17 protein-coding genes are annotated in these 17,568 nt (G+C 63.7%); 12 read left to right on the top strand and 5 right to left on the bottom strand.

Features of this window, described 5'->3' with window-relative positions; all coding sequences use genetic code 11:
- Positions 1-25: 25 nt before the first annotated feature.
- Entirely contained in the window at positions 26-1,477 is a 1,452-nt protein-coding gene (gene hydA / locus CK221_RS20725) for a dihydropyrimidinase (RefSeq protein ID WP_095779072.1), read from the top strand.
- A gap of 2 nt (positions 1,478-1,479) precedes the next feature.
- On the top strand, positions 1,480-1,857 hold the full coding sequence (locus CK221_RS20720) for a hypothetical protein (protein ID WP_179295174.1): 378 nt from the start codon (positions 1,480-1,482) through the stop codon (positions 1,855-1,857).
- Positions 1,858-1,874: 17 nt separating this feature from the next.
- Here CK221_RS20720 and CK221_RS20715 read toward each other — a convergent pair whose 3' ends face one another.
- Entirely contained in the window at positions 1,875-2,285 is a 411-nt protein-coding gene (locus CK221_RS20715; RefSeq protein WP_176478031.1) for a cupin domain-containing protein, read from the bottom strand.
- Positions 2,286-2,395: 110 nt separating this feature from the next.
- On the opposite strand from CK221_RS20715, the gene CK221_RS20710 reads away from it, so the two are divergent.
- The 5 genes from CK221_RS20710 (at position 2,396) to CK221_RS20685 (ending at position 7,210) form a co-directional block, all read left to right on the top strand.
- A complete protein-coding gene (locus tag CK221_RS20710) occupies positions 2,396-3,187 on the top strand; it encodes an ABC transporter ATP-binding protein (protein WP_066990627.1) in 792 nt (263 codons plus the stop codon).
- A gap of 361 nt (positions 3,188-3,548) precedes the next feature.
- A complete protein-coding gene (locus CK221_RS20700; RefSeq protein WP_095779070.1) occupies positions 3,549-4,427 on the top strand; it encodes an ABC transporter permease in 879 nt (292 codons plus the stop codon).
- Complete coding sequence (locus CK221_RS20695; protein WP_095779069.1) at positions 4,424-5,578, top strand: ABC transporter permease; 1,155 nt, start codon at positions 4,424-4,426, stop codon at positions 5,576-5,578. The genes CK221_RS20700 and CK221_RS20695 overlap by 4 nt, the downstream gene beginning before the upstream one ends.
- Positions 5,579-5,617: 39 nt before the next feature.
- Positions 5,618-6,589, top strand: coding sequence for an ABC transporter substrate-binding protein (locus tag CK221_RS20690; RefSeq protein WP_066990642.1), 972 nt, complete (start codon positions 5,618-5,620; stop codon positions 6,587-6,589).
- Between the two features lie 174 nt (positions 6,590-6,763).
- Complete coding sequence (locus tag CK221_RS20685) at positions 6,764-7,210, top strand: CHRD domain-containing protein (protein WP_066990644.1); 447 nt, start codon at positions 6,764-6,766, stop codon at positions 7,208-7,210.
- A gap of 46 nt (positions 7,211-7,256) precedes the next feature.
- On the opposite strand, the gene CK221_RS20680 is transcribed toward CK221_RS20685, so the two are convergent.
- From CK221_RS20680 to CK221_RS20670, 3 genes are all read right to left on the bottom strand, one after another.
- A complete protein-coding gene (locus tag CK221_RS20680; RefSeq protein ID WP_095779068.1) occupies positions 7,257-8,906 on the bottom strand; it encodes a thiamine pyrophosphate-binding protein in 1,650 nt (549 codons plus the stop codon).
- Complete coding sequence (locus tag CK221_RS20675; RefSeq protein ID WP_095779067.1) at positions 8,903-10,078, bottom strand: CaiB/BaiF CoA-transferase family protein; 1,176 nt, start codon at positions 10,076-10,078, stop codon at positions 8,903-8,905. Before CK221_RS20675 ends, CK221_RS20680 begins: the two co-directional genes overlap by 4 nt.
- Before the next feature lie 81 nt (positions 10,079-10,159).
- Positions 10,160-11,092 (bottom strand): alpha/beta hydrolase, encoded by a 933-nt coding sequence (locus tag CK221_RS20670; RefSeq protein ID WP_095779066.1) that lies wholly within the window; start codon positions 11,090-11,092, stop codon positions 10,160-10,162.
- Between the two features lie 196 nt (positions 11,093-11,288).
- Between CK221_RS20670 and CK221_RS20665 the strand changes: the two genes are divergently transcribed.
- The 4 genes from CK221_RS20665 to CK221_RS20650 all read left to right on the top strand — a co-directional run bounded on the left by CK221_RS20665 (position 11,289) and on the right by CK221_RS20650 (position 16,151).
- A complete protein-coding gene (locus tag CK221_RS20665) occupies positions 11,289-12,299 on the top strand; it encodes a ribonuclease (protein WP_095779065.1) in 1,011 nt (336 codons plus the stop codon).
- Positions 12,300-12,455: 156 nt separating this feature from the next.
- Entirely contained in the window at positions 12,456-14,105 is a 1,650-nt protein-coding gene (ettA, locus tag CK221_RS20660; protein WP_095779096.1) for an energy-dependent translational throttle protein EttA, read from the top strand.
- 38 nt (positions 14,106-14,143) lie between these two features.
- Complete coding sequence (gene tam, locus CK221_RS20655) at positions 14,144-14,911, top strand: trans-aconitate 2-methyltransferase (RefSeq protein ID WP_066990656.1); 768 nt, start codon at positions 14,144-14,146, stop codon at positions 14,909-14,911.
- Positions 14,912-15,029: 118 nt separating this feature from the next.
- Positions 15,030-16,151 carry a beta-ketoacyl-ACP synthase III gene (locus tag CK221_RS20650; RefSeq protein ID WP_066990659.1) on the top strand — a complete coding sequence of 374 codons (1,122 nt, stop codon included), beginning with the start codon at positions 15,030-15,032 and terminating at the stop codon, positions 16,149-16,151.
- A 6-nt stretch (positions 16,152-16,157) separates the two neighbouring features.
- Here CK221_RS20650 and CK221_RS20645 read toward each other — a convergent pair whose 3' ends face one another.
- Positions 16,158-16,724, bottom strand: coding sequence for an isoprenylcysteine carboxylmethyltransferase family protein (locus CK221_RS20645; protein WP_095779064.1), 567 nt, complete (start codon positions 16,722-16,724; stop codon positions 16,158-16,160).
- A gap of 179 nt (positions 16,725-16,903) precedes the next feature.
- Here CK221_RS20645 and CK221_RS20640 point away from each other — a divergent pair, with 179 nt between their 5' ends.
- Entirely contained in the window at positions 16,904-17,533 is a 630-nt protein-coding gene (locus CK221_RS20640) for a molybdenum cofactor sulfurase (protein ID WP_095779063.1), read from the top strand.
- Positions 17,534-17,568 lie beyond the last annotated feature (35 nt).

Genomic DNA, 17,568 nt, shown 5'->3' with positions numbered 1-17,568 from the left:
GCGCGAAAAGATCAGGGGAACAGATATGACCAAAGTCATCAAGAACGGCACCATCGTCACCGCCGACCGCACGTGGAAAGCCGACGTGCTGATGCAGCACGGCAAGATCATCGCCATCGGCTCGAACCTGCATGGCGATCACGAGTTCGACGCCACGGGCTGCTATGTCATGCCGGGCGGCATCGATCCGCACACCCATCTCGAAATGCCCTTCATGGGCACCTATTCGGCCGACGATTTCGAATCCGGCACGCGCGCGGCGCTTTCCGGCGGCACGACCATGGTCGTCGATTTCTGCCTGCCGGCGCCGCAGCAGTCGCTGCTGGAGGCGCTGCAGATGTGGGACAACAAGACCTCGAAGGCTGCCTGCGACTATTCCTTCCACATGGCGATCACTTGGTGGGGCAAGCAGGTCTTCGACGAGATGGCGACCGTCGTCGACAGGGGCATCACCTCGTTCAAGCACTTCATGGCCTACAAGGGCGCGCTGATGGTCGACGACGACGAGATGTATTCCTCGTTCCAGCGCTGCGCCGATCTCGGCGCGCTGCCGCTGGTCCATGCCGAAAATGGCGACGTGGTCGCGGCACTCTCGCAGAAGCTGCTTGCCGCCGGCAATAACGGCCCCGAGGGGCATGCCTATTCGCGTCCGCCCGAAGTGGAAGGCGAGGCGACAAACCGCGCCATCATGATCGCCGACATGGCGGGCGTGCCGCTCTATGTCGTGCATGTCTCCTGCGAGCAGAGCCATGAAGCCATCCGCCGGGCACGCCAGAAGGGCATGCGCGTCTATGGCGAGCCGCTGATCCAGCACCTGACGCTCGACGAGAGCGAATATTTCAACAAGGACTGGGACCATGCGGCGCGGCGCGTGATGAGCCCGCCTTTCCGCAGCAAGTGGCACCAGGATTCGCTGTGGGCGGGCCTGCAGGCCGGATCGCTGCAGGTGGTGGCGACAGACCACTGCTCCTTCACCACCAAGCAGAAGCGCAACGGCGTCGGCGACTTCACCAAGATCCCGAACGGCACCGGCGGCCTCGAGGATCGTTTGCCCGTGCTTTGGACGACCGGCGTCAACACCGGTCGGCTGACGATGAACGAGTTCGTCGCGGTGACCTCGACCAACATCGCCAAGATCCTCAACATGTATCCGAAGAAGGGCGCGATCGTCGAAGGCGCGGATGCCGACATCGTGGTCTGGGACCCGAAGCGCAAGAAGACGATCACGGCCAAGAACCAGCAGTCGGTGATCGACTACAACGTCTTTGAGGGTTTCGAGGTGACAGGGCTGCCGCGCTTCGTCTTTTCGCGCGGCGAACTGTCGATCGAAGAAGCGGACGTCAAGGCCAAGGTCGGGCACGGGGAGTTCGTGGCGCGCGAACCGAACGCCGCCGTCAGCCGCGCGCTTTCGACCTGGAAGGAGATCAGCGCACCGCGCAAGGTGGAGCGCACCGGCATTCCGGCGACCGGAGTTTGAGCGTGCGCGCAACTCACCTTCTGACCGGGGCAGCCGTGCTGCTGGCCGCCGGCCAAGCTTTCGCCGCCGGCATCGATCTCTCCAAGCCCTGGGGCAACAAATCCGGCTGCATCAACAAGAACGGCCAGGAGGTCTATGCCGAGGACATGCTGCTGTTGACCAGCGAGGCGCTCGTCACGGTCGCCAGCGCCTGCACCTTTACCGACAAGAGACCCCAGGCGGATGGCTCTCTTATGGTGACGGCGCAGTGCGAGGCGGAAGGCGAGGAGGGGCAGTCGCCGGCTCAGTTCATCATCAAGCGCAGCGCCAAGAACGCCAAGAGACTGGTGATCGCCGATAAGGACGGCAAGGCAATGGGAGAAGTCTCCCGGTGCAAATGACGGCGGTCCCGTCGACTTCAGGCAACCAACGCATCCAGTTCCGGCATCAGGACCACGCTTTCCTGCTCGTTGGGATCGGTGCGGGCGATGACCGCCGAAGAGGGCGCACCGCTCAGATTGGCGGGCAGATGCGGAACTCCCGCCGGAATGTAGAACAGGTCGCCGGCCTGGACGACTTTGTGATGCTCGAGCCGGTCACCATACCAGGTATGGACCTCGCCGGAGAGCACATAGATCGCGGTCTCGTGGTTCTCATGCATATGCGCCTTGGCGCGGGCGCCGGGCGGCATGGTGAGAAGATGCATACAAATGCCGGAGGAGCCGACGGTTTCGGCGGCAATACCGGCGAAATAGCTCAAGCCTTGCTTGCCTTCATAAGTGCTTTCAGGGCGAATAAGATGGCATGTGGGTTTAGGCGACATCGGCAAGGCTCCGGGCGTCGATCAAGTGGGACTGGACGAGTGGAAAGCAAGGCAATCGTAAAATCAACCGGATTCCGGCCGGCGCGGCAGCGGCTGCGAAAGACAGGTTTCTGCCGATGAGCGGACAGTCGCCAGCCGTCGTTTCGGCAAGCAAGCTCGGCCTCACCTTCCAGACCAACGACGGTCCGGTGCAGGCGCTGTCCAATGTCGATCTCACCATCGGCAAGGGTGAGTTCGTCTCCTTCATCGGCCCCTCCGGCTGCGGCAAGACAACCTTGCTGCGCGTCATCGCCGATCTGGAGAAGCCGACCTCGGGAACGATCTCCGTCAATGGGATTTCGCCGGAGCAGGCGCGCGAGAAGCGGGCTTACGGCTATGTCTTCCAGGCGGCGGCGTTGTTTCCTTGGCGTACGATCGAGCGCAATGTGGCGCTGCCGCTGGAAATCATCGGCCTCAGCCAGGCCGAGCAGGCGGAACGCATCAAGCGCACCCTCGAACTCGTCAACCTCTCCGGCTTCGAGAAGAAGTATCCCTGGCAGCTGTCCGGCGGCATGCAGCAGCGCGCCTCGATCGCGCGCGCGCTCGCCTTCGACGCCGATTTGCTTTTGATGGACGAGCCCTTCGGCGCGCTCGACGAGATCGTGCGCGACCATCTGAACGAACAGCTTCTCGAACTCTGGGATTCGACCAACAAGACGATCTGCTTCGTGACCCATTCGATTCCCGAGGCGGTCTATCTCTCGACCCGCATCGTGGTGATGTCGCCGCGGCCGGGCCGCGTCACCGACGTGATCGAATCTACCTTGCCCAGGAAGCGGCCGCTCGACATCCGCGAGACGCCGGAATTCCTGGCGATCGCCGCGCGCGTGCGCGACGGGTTGAGGGCGGGGCACAGCTATGATGATTGAGGGTGCTTGCCAGCGGACGGACACCCGCTGCTTCGACATCCTGGGGCGGAGCAAGCGCGAAGCCGCGCGCGTGGCGGGAGCCGACCGCCGTGATTTCGTCATCCTAGGGCGGAGCGACGCGAAGCGGAGCGCAGACCCTAGGATCCATGCCGTGACCTCGGCCGAAGGCCGTAAGCGGCTCAGAATACCCGACGAGCTGAGCGCGGCGCACGGAGCCGTATTCTGCGTCACAGCGGAGCGTCGAGGTAACGGCATGGATCCTAGGGTCTGCGCCGCGTCGCTTCGCTCCTTGCTCCGCCCTATGATGACGAAAAACACGCAGCGCCGCGTGCTGCCGTTGCGCCGGGGGAAGGCCTGCTAAATGGACTCCTTCCGTTCCAAGATCATCCCGGTCACCTCAATCCTCGCCGGCGTGGTGGTGCTCTGGTATGCCTTCGCCGTCATCCTCAATGCGCCGTTCCAGCGCGATCTCGACGCCAGAGCCAACGAAACCCCCGGCACGGTCGAATTCATCGGCAAGACATTGTCGCAGCCGAAGCCGACGCTGCCGGCGCCGCACCAGGTGGCGGTGAACTTCTTCGAGAACACCTTCCTGCGCGGCATCACCTCGAACCGCAGTCTTGTCTACAATGCCTGGGTGACGCTGTCCTCGACGCTGCTCGGCTTTGCTTTCGGCACGGCGCTCGGCATCGTGATCGCCGTCGGCATCGTGCATGTGACGACGCTCGACCGCAGCCTGATGCCATGGATCATCGCCTCGCAGACCATTCCCATCCTGGCGGTGGCGCCGATGATCATCGTGGTGCTGGCGGCCATCGGCATCACCGGGCTGATCCCGAAGGCGCTGATCTCGACCTATCTGTCGTTCTTTCCGGTTGCGGTCGGCATGGTGAAGGGATTGCGCTCGCCCGAGCTCATGCATCTCGACCTGATGCACACTTATAATGCCAGCGCCTCGCAGACCTTCTGGAAGCTGCGCGTCCCGGCATCGGTGCCGTTCCTGTTCACGTCGATGAAGGTGGCGGTGGCGGCGAGCCTGGTCGGCGCCATCGTCGGCGAATTGCCGACGGGTGCTGTCGCCGGCATCGGCGCCAAGCTGCTTTCCGGCGCCTATTACAGCCAGACGATCGACATCTGGTCGGCGCTGGTTGCGGGCTCGGTGGTTGCCGCGCTTCTGGTCATGGTGGTCGGCATCGCTGGCCGCCTGGTCGACCGCGCCATGGGCGGGAGGCCGGCATGACCTGGCTGAAACCATCCTGGCAAGCGGTGCTGGCGATCCTTCTTTGCGTCGTCGCCTTCGCGCTCGGCGCGATGTCGACACCGGAAGCGGCTGCGCTGGCCGAGCCTGCCGCGACGGTTGCCTACCCGTATATGGGCACCAAAGGTCTCATCCTCGGATTGCTGCTGATCGCGGCGCTGGTTTCGACGGTGAGACTCGCGCTACTTATCGAAGCCGTTGTCCTGTTCATCGGCGCCCATGTCGCAGCGTGGCTTCTGGTCAAGGGCATCGGAGGCTTCGAGGGCACGGCACTGGCGCCGTACTTTCTGGTTCTCGCGGCCGCCTGGTTGCTTGCCTGGCGCTGCGTCGCGCTGTTGTCCTCGCTACGGCCGGCAGCCAGCGGGGCCAAAACGGCGCTGCGGCTGATCATTCCGGCGATCTTCGGCGCCTGGATCCTGATCATCTGGGAAGCGGTGACGCGCGGCGCCGGCATTCCCTTCATCCTTTTGCCGCCGCCGAGCGCCATCGGCGCGCGCATCGCCAACTCGCTGCCGATCCTGGGATCGGACGTGCGGCAGACGATCTTCAAGGCAGTGCTGATCGGGTACATCGTCGGCAATCTCGCCGGCTTCGTCGTCGCCATCCTTGCCGACCGTGTGCCGTTCCTCAGACGCGGGCTGCTGCCGATCGGCAACATGGTATCGGCGCTGCCGATCATCGGCGTCGCGCCGATCATGGTGATGTGGTTCGGCTTCGACTGGCCGTCCAAGGCGGCGGTCGTCATCATCATGACCTTCTTCCCGATGCTGGTGAACACCGTCGCGGGGCTTGCCGCCTCCGGCCACATGGAGCGCGATTTGATGCGCACTTATGCGTCGGGCTACTGGCCGACCTTGCTGAAGCTGGGGCTGCCGGCGGCAATGCCGTTCATCTTCAATGCGCTGAAGATCAACTCGACGCTGGCGCTGATCGGCGCCATCGTCGCGGAGTTCTTCGGCACGCCCGTGGTCGGCATGGGATTCCGCATTTCGACGGAAGTCGGGCGGATGAACATCGACATGGTCTGGGCCGAAATCGCAGTTGCAGCACTTGCGGGTTCGGTCTTTTATGGCGTGGTCGCTCTTGTCGAGAGAGCCGTCACGTTTTGGCATCCCTCTGTCCGTGGTGGATAGGGGCTGTGGGTTTGGGTGCTAACTTCAGAGGGTAAAAACATGAAAAGACTGGTAATTTCTGCTCTGGCCGGGGCGATGTCGCTGGCCGCTTTCCAAGCGATGGCGGCCGACAAGGTGACGCTGCAGCTGAAATGGGTCACGCAGGCCCAGTTCGCCGGCTACTACGTCGCCAAGGCCAAGGGCTTCTACGAGGCCGAAGGGCTCGACGTCGACATCAAGCCGGGCGGGCCGGATATCGCGCCCGAGCAGGTGATCGCCGGCGGCGGCGCCGATGTGATCGTCGACTGGATGGGCGGCGCGTTGGCCGCCCGTGAAAAAGGCGTGCCGCTGGTCAACATTGCCCAGCCGTTCAAGAAAGCCGGCATGGAGCTGGTCTGCCCGAAGGACGGCCCGATCAAGACCGAAGCCGACTTCAAGGGCCACACCCTCGGCGTCTGGTTCTTCGGCAACGAGTACCCGTTCTATGCCTGGATGAACAAGCTCGGCCTCAAGACCGACGGCGGCAAGGACGGCGTCACCGTGCTGAAGCAAAGCTTTGACGTGCAGCCGCTGATCCAGAAGCAGGCGGACTGCATCTCGGTCATGACCTATAACGAGTACTGGCAGCTGATCGACGCCGGCTACAAGCCGGAGCAGCTCACCGTCTTCAACTATTCGGCCATGGGCAACGACCTGCTCGAGGACGGCCTCTACGCGCTGGAGAACAAGCTCAAGGATCCGGCCTTCGAGGACAAGATGGTGCGCTTCGTGCGCGCCTCGATGAAGGGCTGGAAATACGCCGTCGACAATTCGGATGAGGCGGCCGAGATCGTCATGGATAATGGCGGCCAGGACGAGAACCATCAGAAGCGCATGATGGGCGAAGTCGCCAAGCTGATCGACAATGCCGACGGCAAGCTCGATCCGGCCACCTATGAGCGCACCGCCAAGGCGCTGCTCGACCAGAAGATCATCGCGAAGGAGCCGTCGGGCGCCTATACGACCGCGATAACCGACAAGGCGATCAAGTAAGGTCGACCTCGCCAGTCGAGACTTAACGGGGGCGGGTGACCGCCCCTTTTTCTTTGCTGTGGTAAAATATCCGTGTGCAGGGATACAAGCGGCCTGCCAACCGTTGCAGTGGGGCATCCGCGCGCCGGGGGAGCCGCGGCGGGGCGGATGCGCGCCAGCCAAGGAGGTTCTCCAATGCGCATCCAATCATGGCCGATGCTTTCGGCCTTTGCTGTCTCGACTGCTTTGCTGCTCGCATCTCCGGCCTTGGCCGAAACTGTGAAGTACAATGCGACGCTCGACGGCAGCCAGCAGAGCCCGCCCGTCACCACCAAAGGCAAGGGAACCGCCACATTCACCTTCGACACCGCCAAGAAGAAGCTCAGCTGGAACGTCAAATATTCCGGCCTCAGCGGACCTGCGACGGCTGCTCACATTCACGGGCCGGCCGCGTCGGGTGAAAACGCACCTCCGGTGATCCCATTCAAGAAGCTCAAGAGCCCGATCAAGGGATCGGCGACGCTGACCGACGCGCAGGCGGCCGACCTCGAGGCCGGCAAGTACTACGTCAACGTCCACACCAAGGCGAATCCGGACGGCGAGATCCGCGGCCAGATCGAGAAAGCCGGCGGATCGATGTAGCGGAGTTTCCTCAGGCAACGAGGGGCGACCGCCTCGTTCTGCCGGATCAGGACTTGTCGCGTATCTGTGTCAGCGTGCGGGTCGGCGTAATGGCTTCGGGATCGAGCCTGATCTCGACGATCGCCGGTTTGCCGCTGGCGCGTGCGCGTTCGAAGGCCGGCGCAAAGTCTTCGGTCTTTTCGACGGTCTCGCCATGACCGCCATAGGCGCGGGCGAGGGCGGCGAAATCCGGGTTCTTGAGATCGGTCGCCACGACGCGGCTCGGATATTCCCGCTCCTGATGCATGCGGATCGTGCCGTAGATGCCGTTGTTGACGACCACCACGATGATCGGCAGGTCGTATTGCACGGCGGTCGCGAACTCCTGCCCGTTCATCAGAAAGCAGCCGTCGCCGGCAAACGCGATGACCTCGCGATCCGGGTACAGGGCCTTGGCCGCGACCGCGGCCGGCGTGCCGTAGCCCATCGAGCCGGAAGTCGGCGCCGCCTGCGTGGCGAAGCGGCGGAAGCGGTGGAAGCGATGCACCCAGGTGGCGTAGTTGCCGGCGCCGTTGGTGAGGATGGCGTCTTCCGGGAGCGCCTTTTCCAGATAGGTCATGATCGGCCCCATCTGGACGGCGCCGGGGCCGGTCTGAGGCGGCGTCGACCATTCGAGATAGGCGGCATGCAGCTTTGCCGTCTCCGCCGCCCAACCGGGCGCGGCCGAACCTTTGCGTCTGGCGAAAGCCCGCACGAAGGCGGTGGGGGAGGCGTTGATCGCCAGGGTCGGCCGATAGACGCGGCCAAGCTCGCCGGCGTCGGCGTGGACATGCACCAGCATCTGGTCGGGGTATGGGCTTTTCAACAGCGTATAGTCCGAGGACGGCATCTCGCCCATGCGGCCGCCGATGAGCAGCACCAGGTCTGCCTGCTTGATCGCTGCAGCCAGCTTCGGATTGATGCCGATGCCGACATCGCCGGCATAGTTCGGATGCAAGTGGTCGAACAGCATCTGGCGGCGGAACGAGCAGCCGACCGGCAGTGACCACGCCTCGGCGATCCGGGTGACGTCTTGAACCGCTTGAAAATCCCAGCGCGTGCCGCCCAGGATGGCAATTGGCCGTTTGGCGGCATTGAGCAGGGCCTCAAGCCGGTCGAGTTCGGCTTCACCGGGGCTTGTTTCGACCGGCGTATGAGCCAGCGCCGGTGGGGCCTCGACCTCGCTGGTCAGCATGTCCTCGGGCAGCGAGATGACGACCGGACCAGGTCGGCCCGACGTCGCCACCGCGAAGGCGCGGGTGACGAATTCCGGGATGCGCGAGGCATCGTCGATCTCGACCACCCATTTGGCGATGTCGCCGAAGAAGCGCTTGTAGTCGACCTCCTGAAAAGCCTCGCGCTCCTTGGCGTGACTGGCGACCTGGCCGATGAACAGGATCAGCGGCACCGAATCCTGCATGGCGATATGAATGCCGGCCGAAGCGTTGGTGGCGCCGGGGCCGCGGGTGACAAAGCATATCCCGGGCTTGCCGGTCAGGCGCCCCTGGCAGTCGGCCATCATCGCCGCTCCGCCTTCCTGACGGCAGACGATGGTACGGATCGGCGAGTCATGCAGCGCGTCGAGCACCGCCAGATAGGATTCGCCTGGAACGCAGAAGATGCGGTCGGTGCCGTTCGCTTCGAGCGCCTCGACGATCAATTGTCCGCCGGTTTTCATTTCGCTGCTCTCTCCAGTTCGGCAAGGATTTCCTCAGTGTGCTCGCCGAGACGCGGCGAGGGGCGCTCATAGACGAGCGGCGTGCCGGACATCACCATCGGCGCACGTACCGAAGGCAGCAAATTGCCATGACCGTCGTCCAGGTCGAGCCGCATGCCGCGCGCGATCGTCTGCGGATCGGCGAACATCTGGCCGATCGTGTTGATCGGGCTTGCCGGCACGCCGGCCGCCTCGAGCTTCGCCAGCAGCGGATCGCGATTCCACGTGCTCAGCGTCTCGATGATCCGCTCGCGCAGCTTTGCGCGATTGGCGACGCGGGCGGGGTTGGTGGCGAAATCGGAATCGGCGGGCAACTCGGTCAGCCCGACCACTGCGCAGAACTTGGTGAATTGTCCGTCATTGCCGACCGCCAGGATGATATGGCCGTCCTTGACCGGCAGCACCTCGTAAGGCGCGATGTTCATATGCGCGTTGCCCATCTGCTCGGGCGACTTGCCGGAGACCAGATAGTTGAGGTTCTGGTTGCCGAGCGCCGAGATCTGGCTGTCGAAGAGCGCCATGTCGATATGCTGGCCTTCACCGGTCCTTTCTGCGTGGCGGAGCGCCGCCTGGATGGCGATCACCGAATAAAGCCCAGTGAACAGGTCGGAGATGGCGACGCCTGCCTTTTGCGGCTCGCGGCCGGCCTCGCCGGTGATCGACATCATGCCGGCCATGGCCTGGATGATGAAATCGTACCCCGCGCGGGGCGCGTACGGCCCGTCCTGGCCAAAGCCGGTGATCGAGCAATAGACGAGACGCGGGTTGATCCTCTTCAGGCTCTCATAGTCGAGCCCGTATTTCTTGAGACCGCCGAGCTTGAAGTTCTCGATCAGCACGTCGGCCGTGGCGACGAGGCGGCGGAGCGTTTCGGCGCCTTCGGGCTTGGAGAAATCGATGGCAATCGAGCGCTTGCCGCGATTGCAGGAATGATAATAAGCCGCCGAAAGGTTCTCGCCGTCATGGCTCATGACGAAGGGCGGGCCCCATTTGCGGGTGTCGTCGCCGCCGTCCGGGCTCTCGACCTTGATGACATCGGCGCCGAGATCGGCGAGCAGCTGCCCGGCCCAGGGGCCTGCCAGGATGCGAGCGAGTTCGATGACGCGGATGCCTTTCAGCGGGGGTTCAGCCATGGATCACCGTGAGTGGTCGAAAGCGCAGCGTCTACCAACAGAGGTCGCCCCTGTCACGACCCATGCAATGGGCCAATGCCGCTAGGGTTTCAGCGTATGATCCGCCCAGGCGGCGAAATCATTCATGATGATGTCGCGGTTGACCTCGTTCAGGCTCTCGTGGCGGGTGTCGGCGTAAACCTTTGAAACCAGATTCGAAAAGCCCATTTTGTCCATACGCCGGGCAAGGTGGTGAACCGCTTTGCCGTAGTCCGATGCCGGATCCTTCTCGCCGCCGATCAGATTGACGAAGAGGTCGCGGCGCACGCCGGCGAAGCTCGAATCCCTGCCGGCGTAGAGCGCCAGGTTGACCACATCGCGCCACATGGAGACGGAGGCATCCCAGCCGCAGAGCGGGTCGGCGATGTATTTGTCGACCTCGACCGGATCGCGCGACAGCCAGTCGAACAAGGTCCGGTGATTGGGCACGGCCTTGCCCCAGGCCTGGAAGGTCAGCTTGGGCAGCAGCCGAGATGGCACGTCGGAGCCCAGCCGCATCCTTTCCCAGCCCAGGATGGCCAGGGCCAGCCGGCCGAGCAGGCCTTGCGAGAAATTGCCGTTCCAGATCGCTGCGGCATGGACGCGATCGGAATGGCGGAGCACGAAATTCAGCGCGATCGAGGCGCCGAGCGAATGTCCAAAAGCGATGACCGGCAATCCCGGATGTTCAACGGCGATCAGATCATGCACCGCGCCGACATCGGCAATCACCTTGGCGATGCCGTCGGTATCGGCGAACCGGCCGAGCGGCGCATCGGGCGCCTTTGTCGCGCCATGGCCGCGATGGTCATGGGCGTAGACATGGAAGCCGCGCGCGCAGAGGAAGTCGGCAAAGCGGGCGTAACGCGCCGCATGCTCGGCCAAGCCGTGATTGATCTGGATGACGGCGCGCGGGGATATTTGCGCATGTCTCACATAGAGGTTGAGGTCGGCCCCGGTCGGTGAGGCCAGCCTGGTCTGCTTGTCGAATGGCATGTCTCGCTCCCTTGGCGACTGATGGGCGAGGGCTTCGGCTGCGTCAAGAGAGCGCGATCCTTTCGAGCCATGTGGAGTGCGCTTATCGCTCTCCTGGGGATTATTTTCGCGCGACGACAAAGATCGCAATTCTGACACGTCGCCTGTTCTAATGTGGCGAATCCGATACGGTTCGATGATCGCCGGGAGAGCGGGAATGCGGGTTTGGGCAGTATGGGGTTCGGTTGTTCTGGCCCTGGTTGGCGCCGGCGCGGCTCAGGCCGATGTGAAGATGAGCGGCACCTTCGTGGCCGACAGCGCCTGTCCGGCAACGCAAGCCATCAGGAGCGGCAAGAACTCCGGCAACGTGTCTACCGAAGCGGGACAGACCTATCAGCTTCTGGCAGGCAACAAGGACGAGCCCACCCATTATCTCATCCAGGTTCCTGGCGCCGATCCGGAGCGACGCTGGGTGAAGATCGGCTGCGGTCATGTCACCGGCAGCAGCGCGTCCGCCACGCCCTCGCCGGCCGATCCGATGAAGCCGTCGCAACCTGGTTCCGGCAAGCCTGAATATGTGTTCGCGCTGAGCTGGCAGCCCGCATTCTGTGAGACCAAGGCCAACAAACCCGAATGCAAGGCGCAGAATCCCAACGAATTCGACGCTTCGCACTTCACGCTGCATGGGCTGTGGCCGCAGCCGAACGGCAATTTCTATTGCCAGGTGTCGGCGGGCGACAAGGCCAACGACAATCCCGCGCATTGGGGGGATTTGCCGCCCGTCGAACTCGACGCCAACACGCGCGCTGAGCTCGACCAGATGATGCCGGGCACGGCGTCCAAGCTGGAGCGCCATGAATGGATCAAGCACGGCACCTGCTACGGCAAGAGCCAGCAGGAGTATTTCTCCGACGCGCTCAATCTGATGCGCGCGGTGAACGCCTCGCCGGTGCGCGATCTCTTCGTCAAAAACATCGGCAAGCAGCTGACATCGGAGCAGATCCGCAATGCCTTCGACCAGGCCTTCGGCAAGGGCGCCGGCGACCGCGTGCGCGTCTCCTGCCTTGTCGATCCGTCGAGCGGAAGGCGGTTGATCGGCGAGCTGACGCTCGGTCTCTCCGGTCCGATCGGCCCCGACAGCAAGCTCGCCAGCCTGCTGATCGCCTCGGCGCCGACGAGCAAGGCGGGCTGCCCGAAGGGCACGGTCGACGCGATAGGGTTCCAATAGGGCGCGTGCCAGGCCCGGATCTGGCCGCCGAACCGAGCATGATCGCCGGCTGGTGAAGATCGCGGCGTGCCGAAAGCGATTGCCGTTCGGCGCTTCATCGCCTACATAGCGCGCAACTCCACCCAATTCGACAGTTCAGTTTCAGGGAAAGCGCGCGTGGCTCGCCAGTTCATCTATCACATGTCAGGCCTGTCGAAGGCCTACGGCACCAAGAAGGTGCTCGATAACATCCACCTGTCCTTCTATCCGGACGCCAAGATCGGCATCCTCGGCCCCAACGGTTCGGGCAAGTCGACCATCCTGCGCATCATGGCCGGGCTCGACAAGGAGTTTCAGGGCGAGGCGTGGCTGGCCGAAGGCGCGACCGTGGGCTATCTCGCTCAGGAGCCGCAGCTCGACAACAGCAAGACCGTGCGTGAAAACGTCATGGACGGCGTCGCCAGGAAGACCGCCATCATCGAGCGCTATAACGAGCTGATGATGAACTATTCCGACGAGACGGCGGACGAGTCGGCCAAGCTGCAGGACGAGATGGACCGGCTGAACCTGTGGGATCTCGAGCAGCAGGTCGAGATGGCGATGGACGCCCTGCAGTGCCCGCCGGCCGATTCAGAAGTGACCAACCTGTCGGGCGGCGAGCGGCGCCGCGTGGCGCTCTGCCGGCTGCTGCTCGAGCAGCCCGACCTGTTGCTGCTCGACGAGCCGACCAACCATCTCGACGCCGAGACCACGCAGTGGCTGGAAAAGCACCTGCGCGACTATCCGGGCTCGGTGCTGATCATCACCCACGACCGCTACTTCCTCGACAACGTCACCGGCTGGATTCTCGAGCTCGACCGCGGCCGCGGCATTCCCTACGAGGGCAACTACACCAGATATCTCGACGCCAAGGCCAAGCGCCTGATCCAGGAAGGGCGCGAGGACGACGCCCGCCAGAAGGCGATCTGGCGCGAGCGCGAATGGATCCAATCCTCGCCGAAGGCGCGCCAGACCAAGTCCAAGGCGCGCATCAAGGCCTATGAGGAATTGGTCGAGCAGTCGCAGAACCGCAAGCCGACCGACACGCAGATCGTCATCCCGTCGAGCGAGCGCCTCGGCAATGTCGTCATCGAGGTCGAGGGCCTCAACAAGGGCTTTGCCGACGAGCTTTTGATCGAGGATTTGTCGTTCAAACTGCCGCCGGGTGGCATCGTCGGCGTCATCGGCCCGAACGGCGCCGGCAAGACGACGTTGTTCAAGATGATCACCGGCCAGGAAACACCGGATGCCGGCTCGATCCGCAAGGGCGAGACTGTGAAGCTCGGCTATGTCGACCAGAGCCGCGACGCGCTCGACCCGAACAAGACGGTTTGGGAAGAGATCTCGGGCGGCGCCGAGGTCATCAAGCTCGGCAAGCACGAGGTCAACAGCCGCGCTTACTGCTCGTCCTTCAACTTCCGCGGCGGCGACCAGCAGCAGAAGGTCGGCAATCTTTCCGGCGGCCAGCGCAACCGCGTGCATCTGGCCAAGATGCTGAAGGGCGGCGGCAATGTGCTGCTGCTCGACGAACCGACCAACGATCTCGACACCGAAACGCTGGGCGCGCTGGAAGATGCGCTCGAAGCCTATGCCGGTTGCGCGGTGATCATCAGCCACGACCGCATGTTCCTCGACCGCATGGCGACCCACATGCTCGCCTTCGAGGGCGACGCGCATGTCGAATGGTTCGAAGGCAACTTCGAGGAATATGAGAAGGACAAGCTGCGCCGCCTGGGCGCGGAAGCGGCAACCCCGCACCGCATGACGCACAAGCGGCTGACGCGGTAGCAAAGTCCATGGGCGGCGAACAAATATGAGGTTCTGAAATGGCTGACTGGTCCGCCGCCCAATATCTGAAGTTCGAGGACGAGCGCACGCGGCCCGCGCGGGACCTGGCAGCACAAGTCCCGGTCGATTTCCCGCGCCGCGTCGTCGATATCGGCTGCGGTCCGGGCAACTCGACGGAGCTGCTAGTCGAGCGCTGGCCGGATGCGGAGGTCAGCGGCTTCGACACCTCACCCGACATGATCGAGAAGGCGAAGGCGCGGCTGCCCAACGTGAATTTCGCTCTAGCCGATGCTTCCGCATGGCAGCCGGCACAGCCCGTCGACGTGATCTTCGCAAACGCGGTCTTTCAATGGCTGCCGGAGCATCCGGCGGTGTTCCAGCGGCTGATCGGGCTGCTCGCGCCGGGCGGCGCCTTGGCCATCCAGATGCCTGATAATCTTGGCGAACCCTCGCATCGGTTGATGCGCGACACCGCGGCCGAGATGCCGTTCTCGGCCAAGCTCAGGAGTGCCGCCCGCGCGCCGCTGCCCGCGGTTTCCTTCTACTACGATCTTCTGTCGCCGCTCGCCGATCGCGTGGATATCTGGCACACGATCTACAATCATCCGTTGGCCAATGCCGAAGCGATCGTCGAATGGGTCAAGGCGACGGGGCTGAAGCCGTTCCTCGATCCGCTCGACGCGGACGAGAGAAAGACATTCCTCGAAAGCTACACCGCAAAGATCGCAAAGGCCTATCCGAAGACGGCGAACGGCAAGGTGCTGCTGCGCTTCCCGCGCATCTTCATCATTGCCAAGCGGGCCTGACCGTTTCCGGTCAACTCATCGCGATAGCCGGAACTGCGATTTAGGCTGGCATAAACCGGCCAAATGCGACAAGGGTAGCGCGCTCCGGCACAAAGGCCGTGCCTCGGACGGATTGGACATGCATCGCGTCATCATCAGCGGCATCGGCGCCGAAATCCCCGAGCCTGTCATCACCAATGAAGAGCTGGTCGAAAGCTTCAACAGCTGGGTCGACACTGAGAATGCGCGCCGCGCCGTCACAGGCGAGACGCTGCTGCAGAAGTCGAACAGCGACTTCATCGTCCATGCCTCGGGCGTGCAGACCCGCCATGTAATCGAACGCGAAGGCATCCTCGATCCGACCCGCATGGCGCCGCGCATTCCGGCCCGGCCGGACGACGTACTGTCGCTGCAGGCGGAGTTCGGCATCGCTTCGGCCAAAAAAGCCATCGCCCATGCCGGCGTGGAAGGCTCGGACATCGATCTGGTGATCTGCTCGGCCTCGCATCATCAGCGGCCTTATCCGGCGATCGCCATCGAGATGCAGCAGGCCCTGGGCACCAAGGGCGCCGGCTTCGACATGGGGCTCGGCTGCTCTTCCGCCGCGGCGGCGCTGCACATCGCGGTCAACCTTGTCAGGGCAGGGGCGCACAAGCGCATCCTGGTGTCGACGCCCGAAATCATCACCGGCCATCTCAACTTCCGCGACCGACAGACGCATTTCATCTTCGGCGACGCCTCGGTCGCCATGATCGTCGAAGGGCTCGACCAGGGCGAGAAGCGGCCGGGACGCTTCGAGGTGCTCGACACGCGCACTTGGACGCAAATGTCGAACAACATCCGCACCAATCTCGGCTACCACACCCGCACTGCCCAGGACGATCCCTACCAGATCAAACTCGAGGGCAATCTGATCAAGCAGGTCGGCAACAAGGTGTTCAAGGAAGTCACGGTCGCGGGCCACAAATTCATCGTCGAGTTCCTGGCCGAGCATGGTCTGACGCCGCAAGGCATCCGCCGCTTCTGGCTGCATCAGGCCAATGCGCGCATGAATGCGATGATTCTCAAACTCGCCTTCGGCCACGATGTCGACCACGACCGCGCGCCGATGGTGCTGGAACGCCTCGGCAACACGGCGGGCGCCGGCGCCATCGTGGCACTGTCCGAAAATCATGCGGACATGAAGGCCGGCGATTTCGGCCTGCTCTGCGCCTTCGGCGCCGGCTATTCGATCGGCGGCGCGCTGCTGAGGATGTTGTAAACCGGCTCAGGCGGGGACGAACGGCACCAGCATCGGCACGCGTCTGGCATAGTCGTCATAGGCGGGGCCGAGCTCGCCGCGCAGGAAGCTCTCTTCCAGCCTGGCCTTGACGACGATGCCGACAAGCAGCAGGGCAGCGCCGGCAACACCCCAGACAGTGCCCTTGGCTGCCATGGTGGCGAGGATCGACACCAGCAGGCCGGTGTAGATCGGGTGGCGGACCAGCCGATAGGGACCGCTGTCGACCACGCGGTGATCGGCTTTGGCGGTGACGGTGCCCGACCACAGCCGACCGAGATGCAAGCGCGCCCACCAGGCGAAAGCGATGCCGATCGCGATCAGGGCGACGCAGATCCAGCCCTCGGCAAGCGTCGGCGTCCACAGCCGCAATCGGCCGACATAGCCGTGCGCCGGCGCGAACAGCTGAAAGGTGCCGGCCAGCCAGAGAACCCGGTAACGGGCCTCAGCCTTGAAGTCCGCGCGCTTTTGCGCTGGATCGGCCCACGCGGCGGCCAGCACCCAAGACACCACCCAGGCCAACCAGAGCGCGGCGATCGCATGTTGAACCTGCATGATCTGAACCCTCCCAAGTTCGCGCCGCCATTTACGCCGCCGGCGCGGCGGCAATGCGGCGGAATGTGAAAGCGTGCGGCATCTTCAGGTAAGAAAGTCGTGATCGCCATCAAGCGCTGTGATCGGATCATCAGCGCTTTCGACTGGACCGAGTAGCCGAGCGTCTCTAGACCAACGCTATGCAGGAAACGAACCTAGAGCTTTTTCCGTCGGCGGAGCCGACGGCCGACATCGTCGCCGGCCGCAAGCTGACAGCATTGGCAGCGGCACTCTATGCCGCGCCGTCCGATCATTTCGAGACAAGGCCCGTGGACGAATTGCGCCTTGGCTTCGACGGGATCGAGGGTGACTTCCATGCCGGCGCGACGCGGCGCTCCGGCGGGCGCGAGCCCTGGTACCCGCGCGGCACCGAAATGCGCAACGAGCGGCAATTGTCGCTCGTCGCCGCGGATGAGCTCGCCATCGTCGCCCACTGCATGGGCCTCGAGGAGATCAAGGCGGAATGGATCGGCGCCAACCTGATGATCGAAGGCCTGCCGCATCTTTCGATGCTGCCGGCGGGGTCGCTGTTGTTCTTCAAGGGCGGCGTGACGATCAAGATCGACGGCCAGAACAAGCCCTGCCGGGTCGCCGGGCAATCGATCGCCCAACATGTCAACGCGGCGGATCGCGACGCGACGGCCTTGCTGTTTCCGAAGACGGCGAAGAGGCTGCGCGGTCTGGTCGCCTGGGTCGAAAAACCCGGCATCATCAGGACCGGCGAAGAGATTTCGGTGCGGGTGCCGGAGCAGTGGATCTATCGCGCGTGATCGGGCTTCGGCTTTGGATATCGCCGGTTCAAGTC

This window comes from Mesorhizobium sp. WSM3868, assembly GCF_002294785.1.
Taxonomy (GTDB): Bacteria; Pseudomonadota; Alphaproteobacteria; order Rhizobiales; family Rhizobiaceae; genus Mesorhizobium.
Note: the sequence above shows the minus strand (reverse complement) of the source record. Positions and strands in the feature narration are given on the sequence as shown.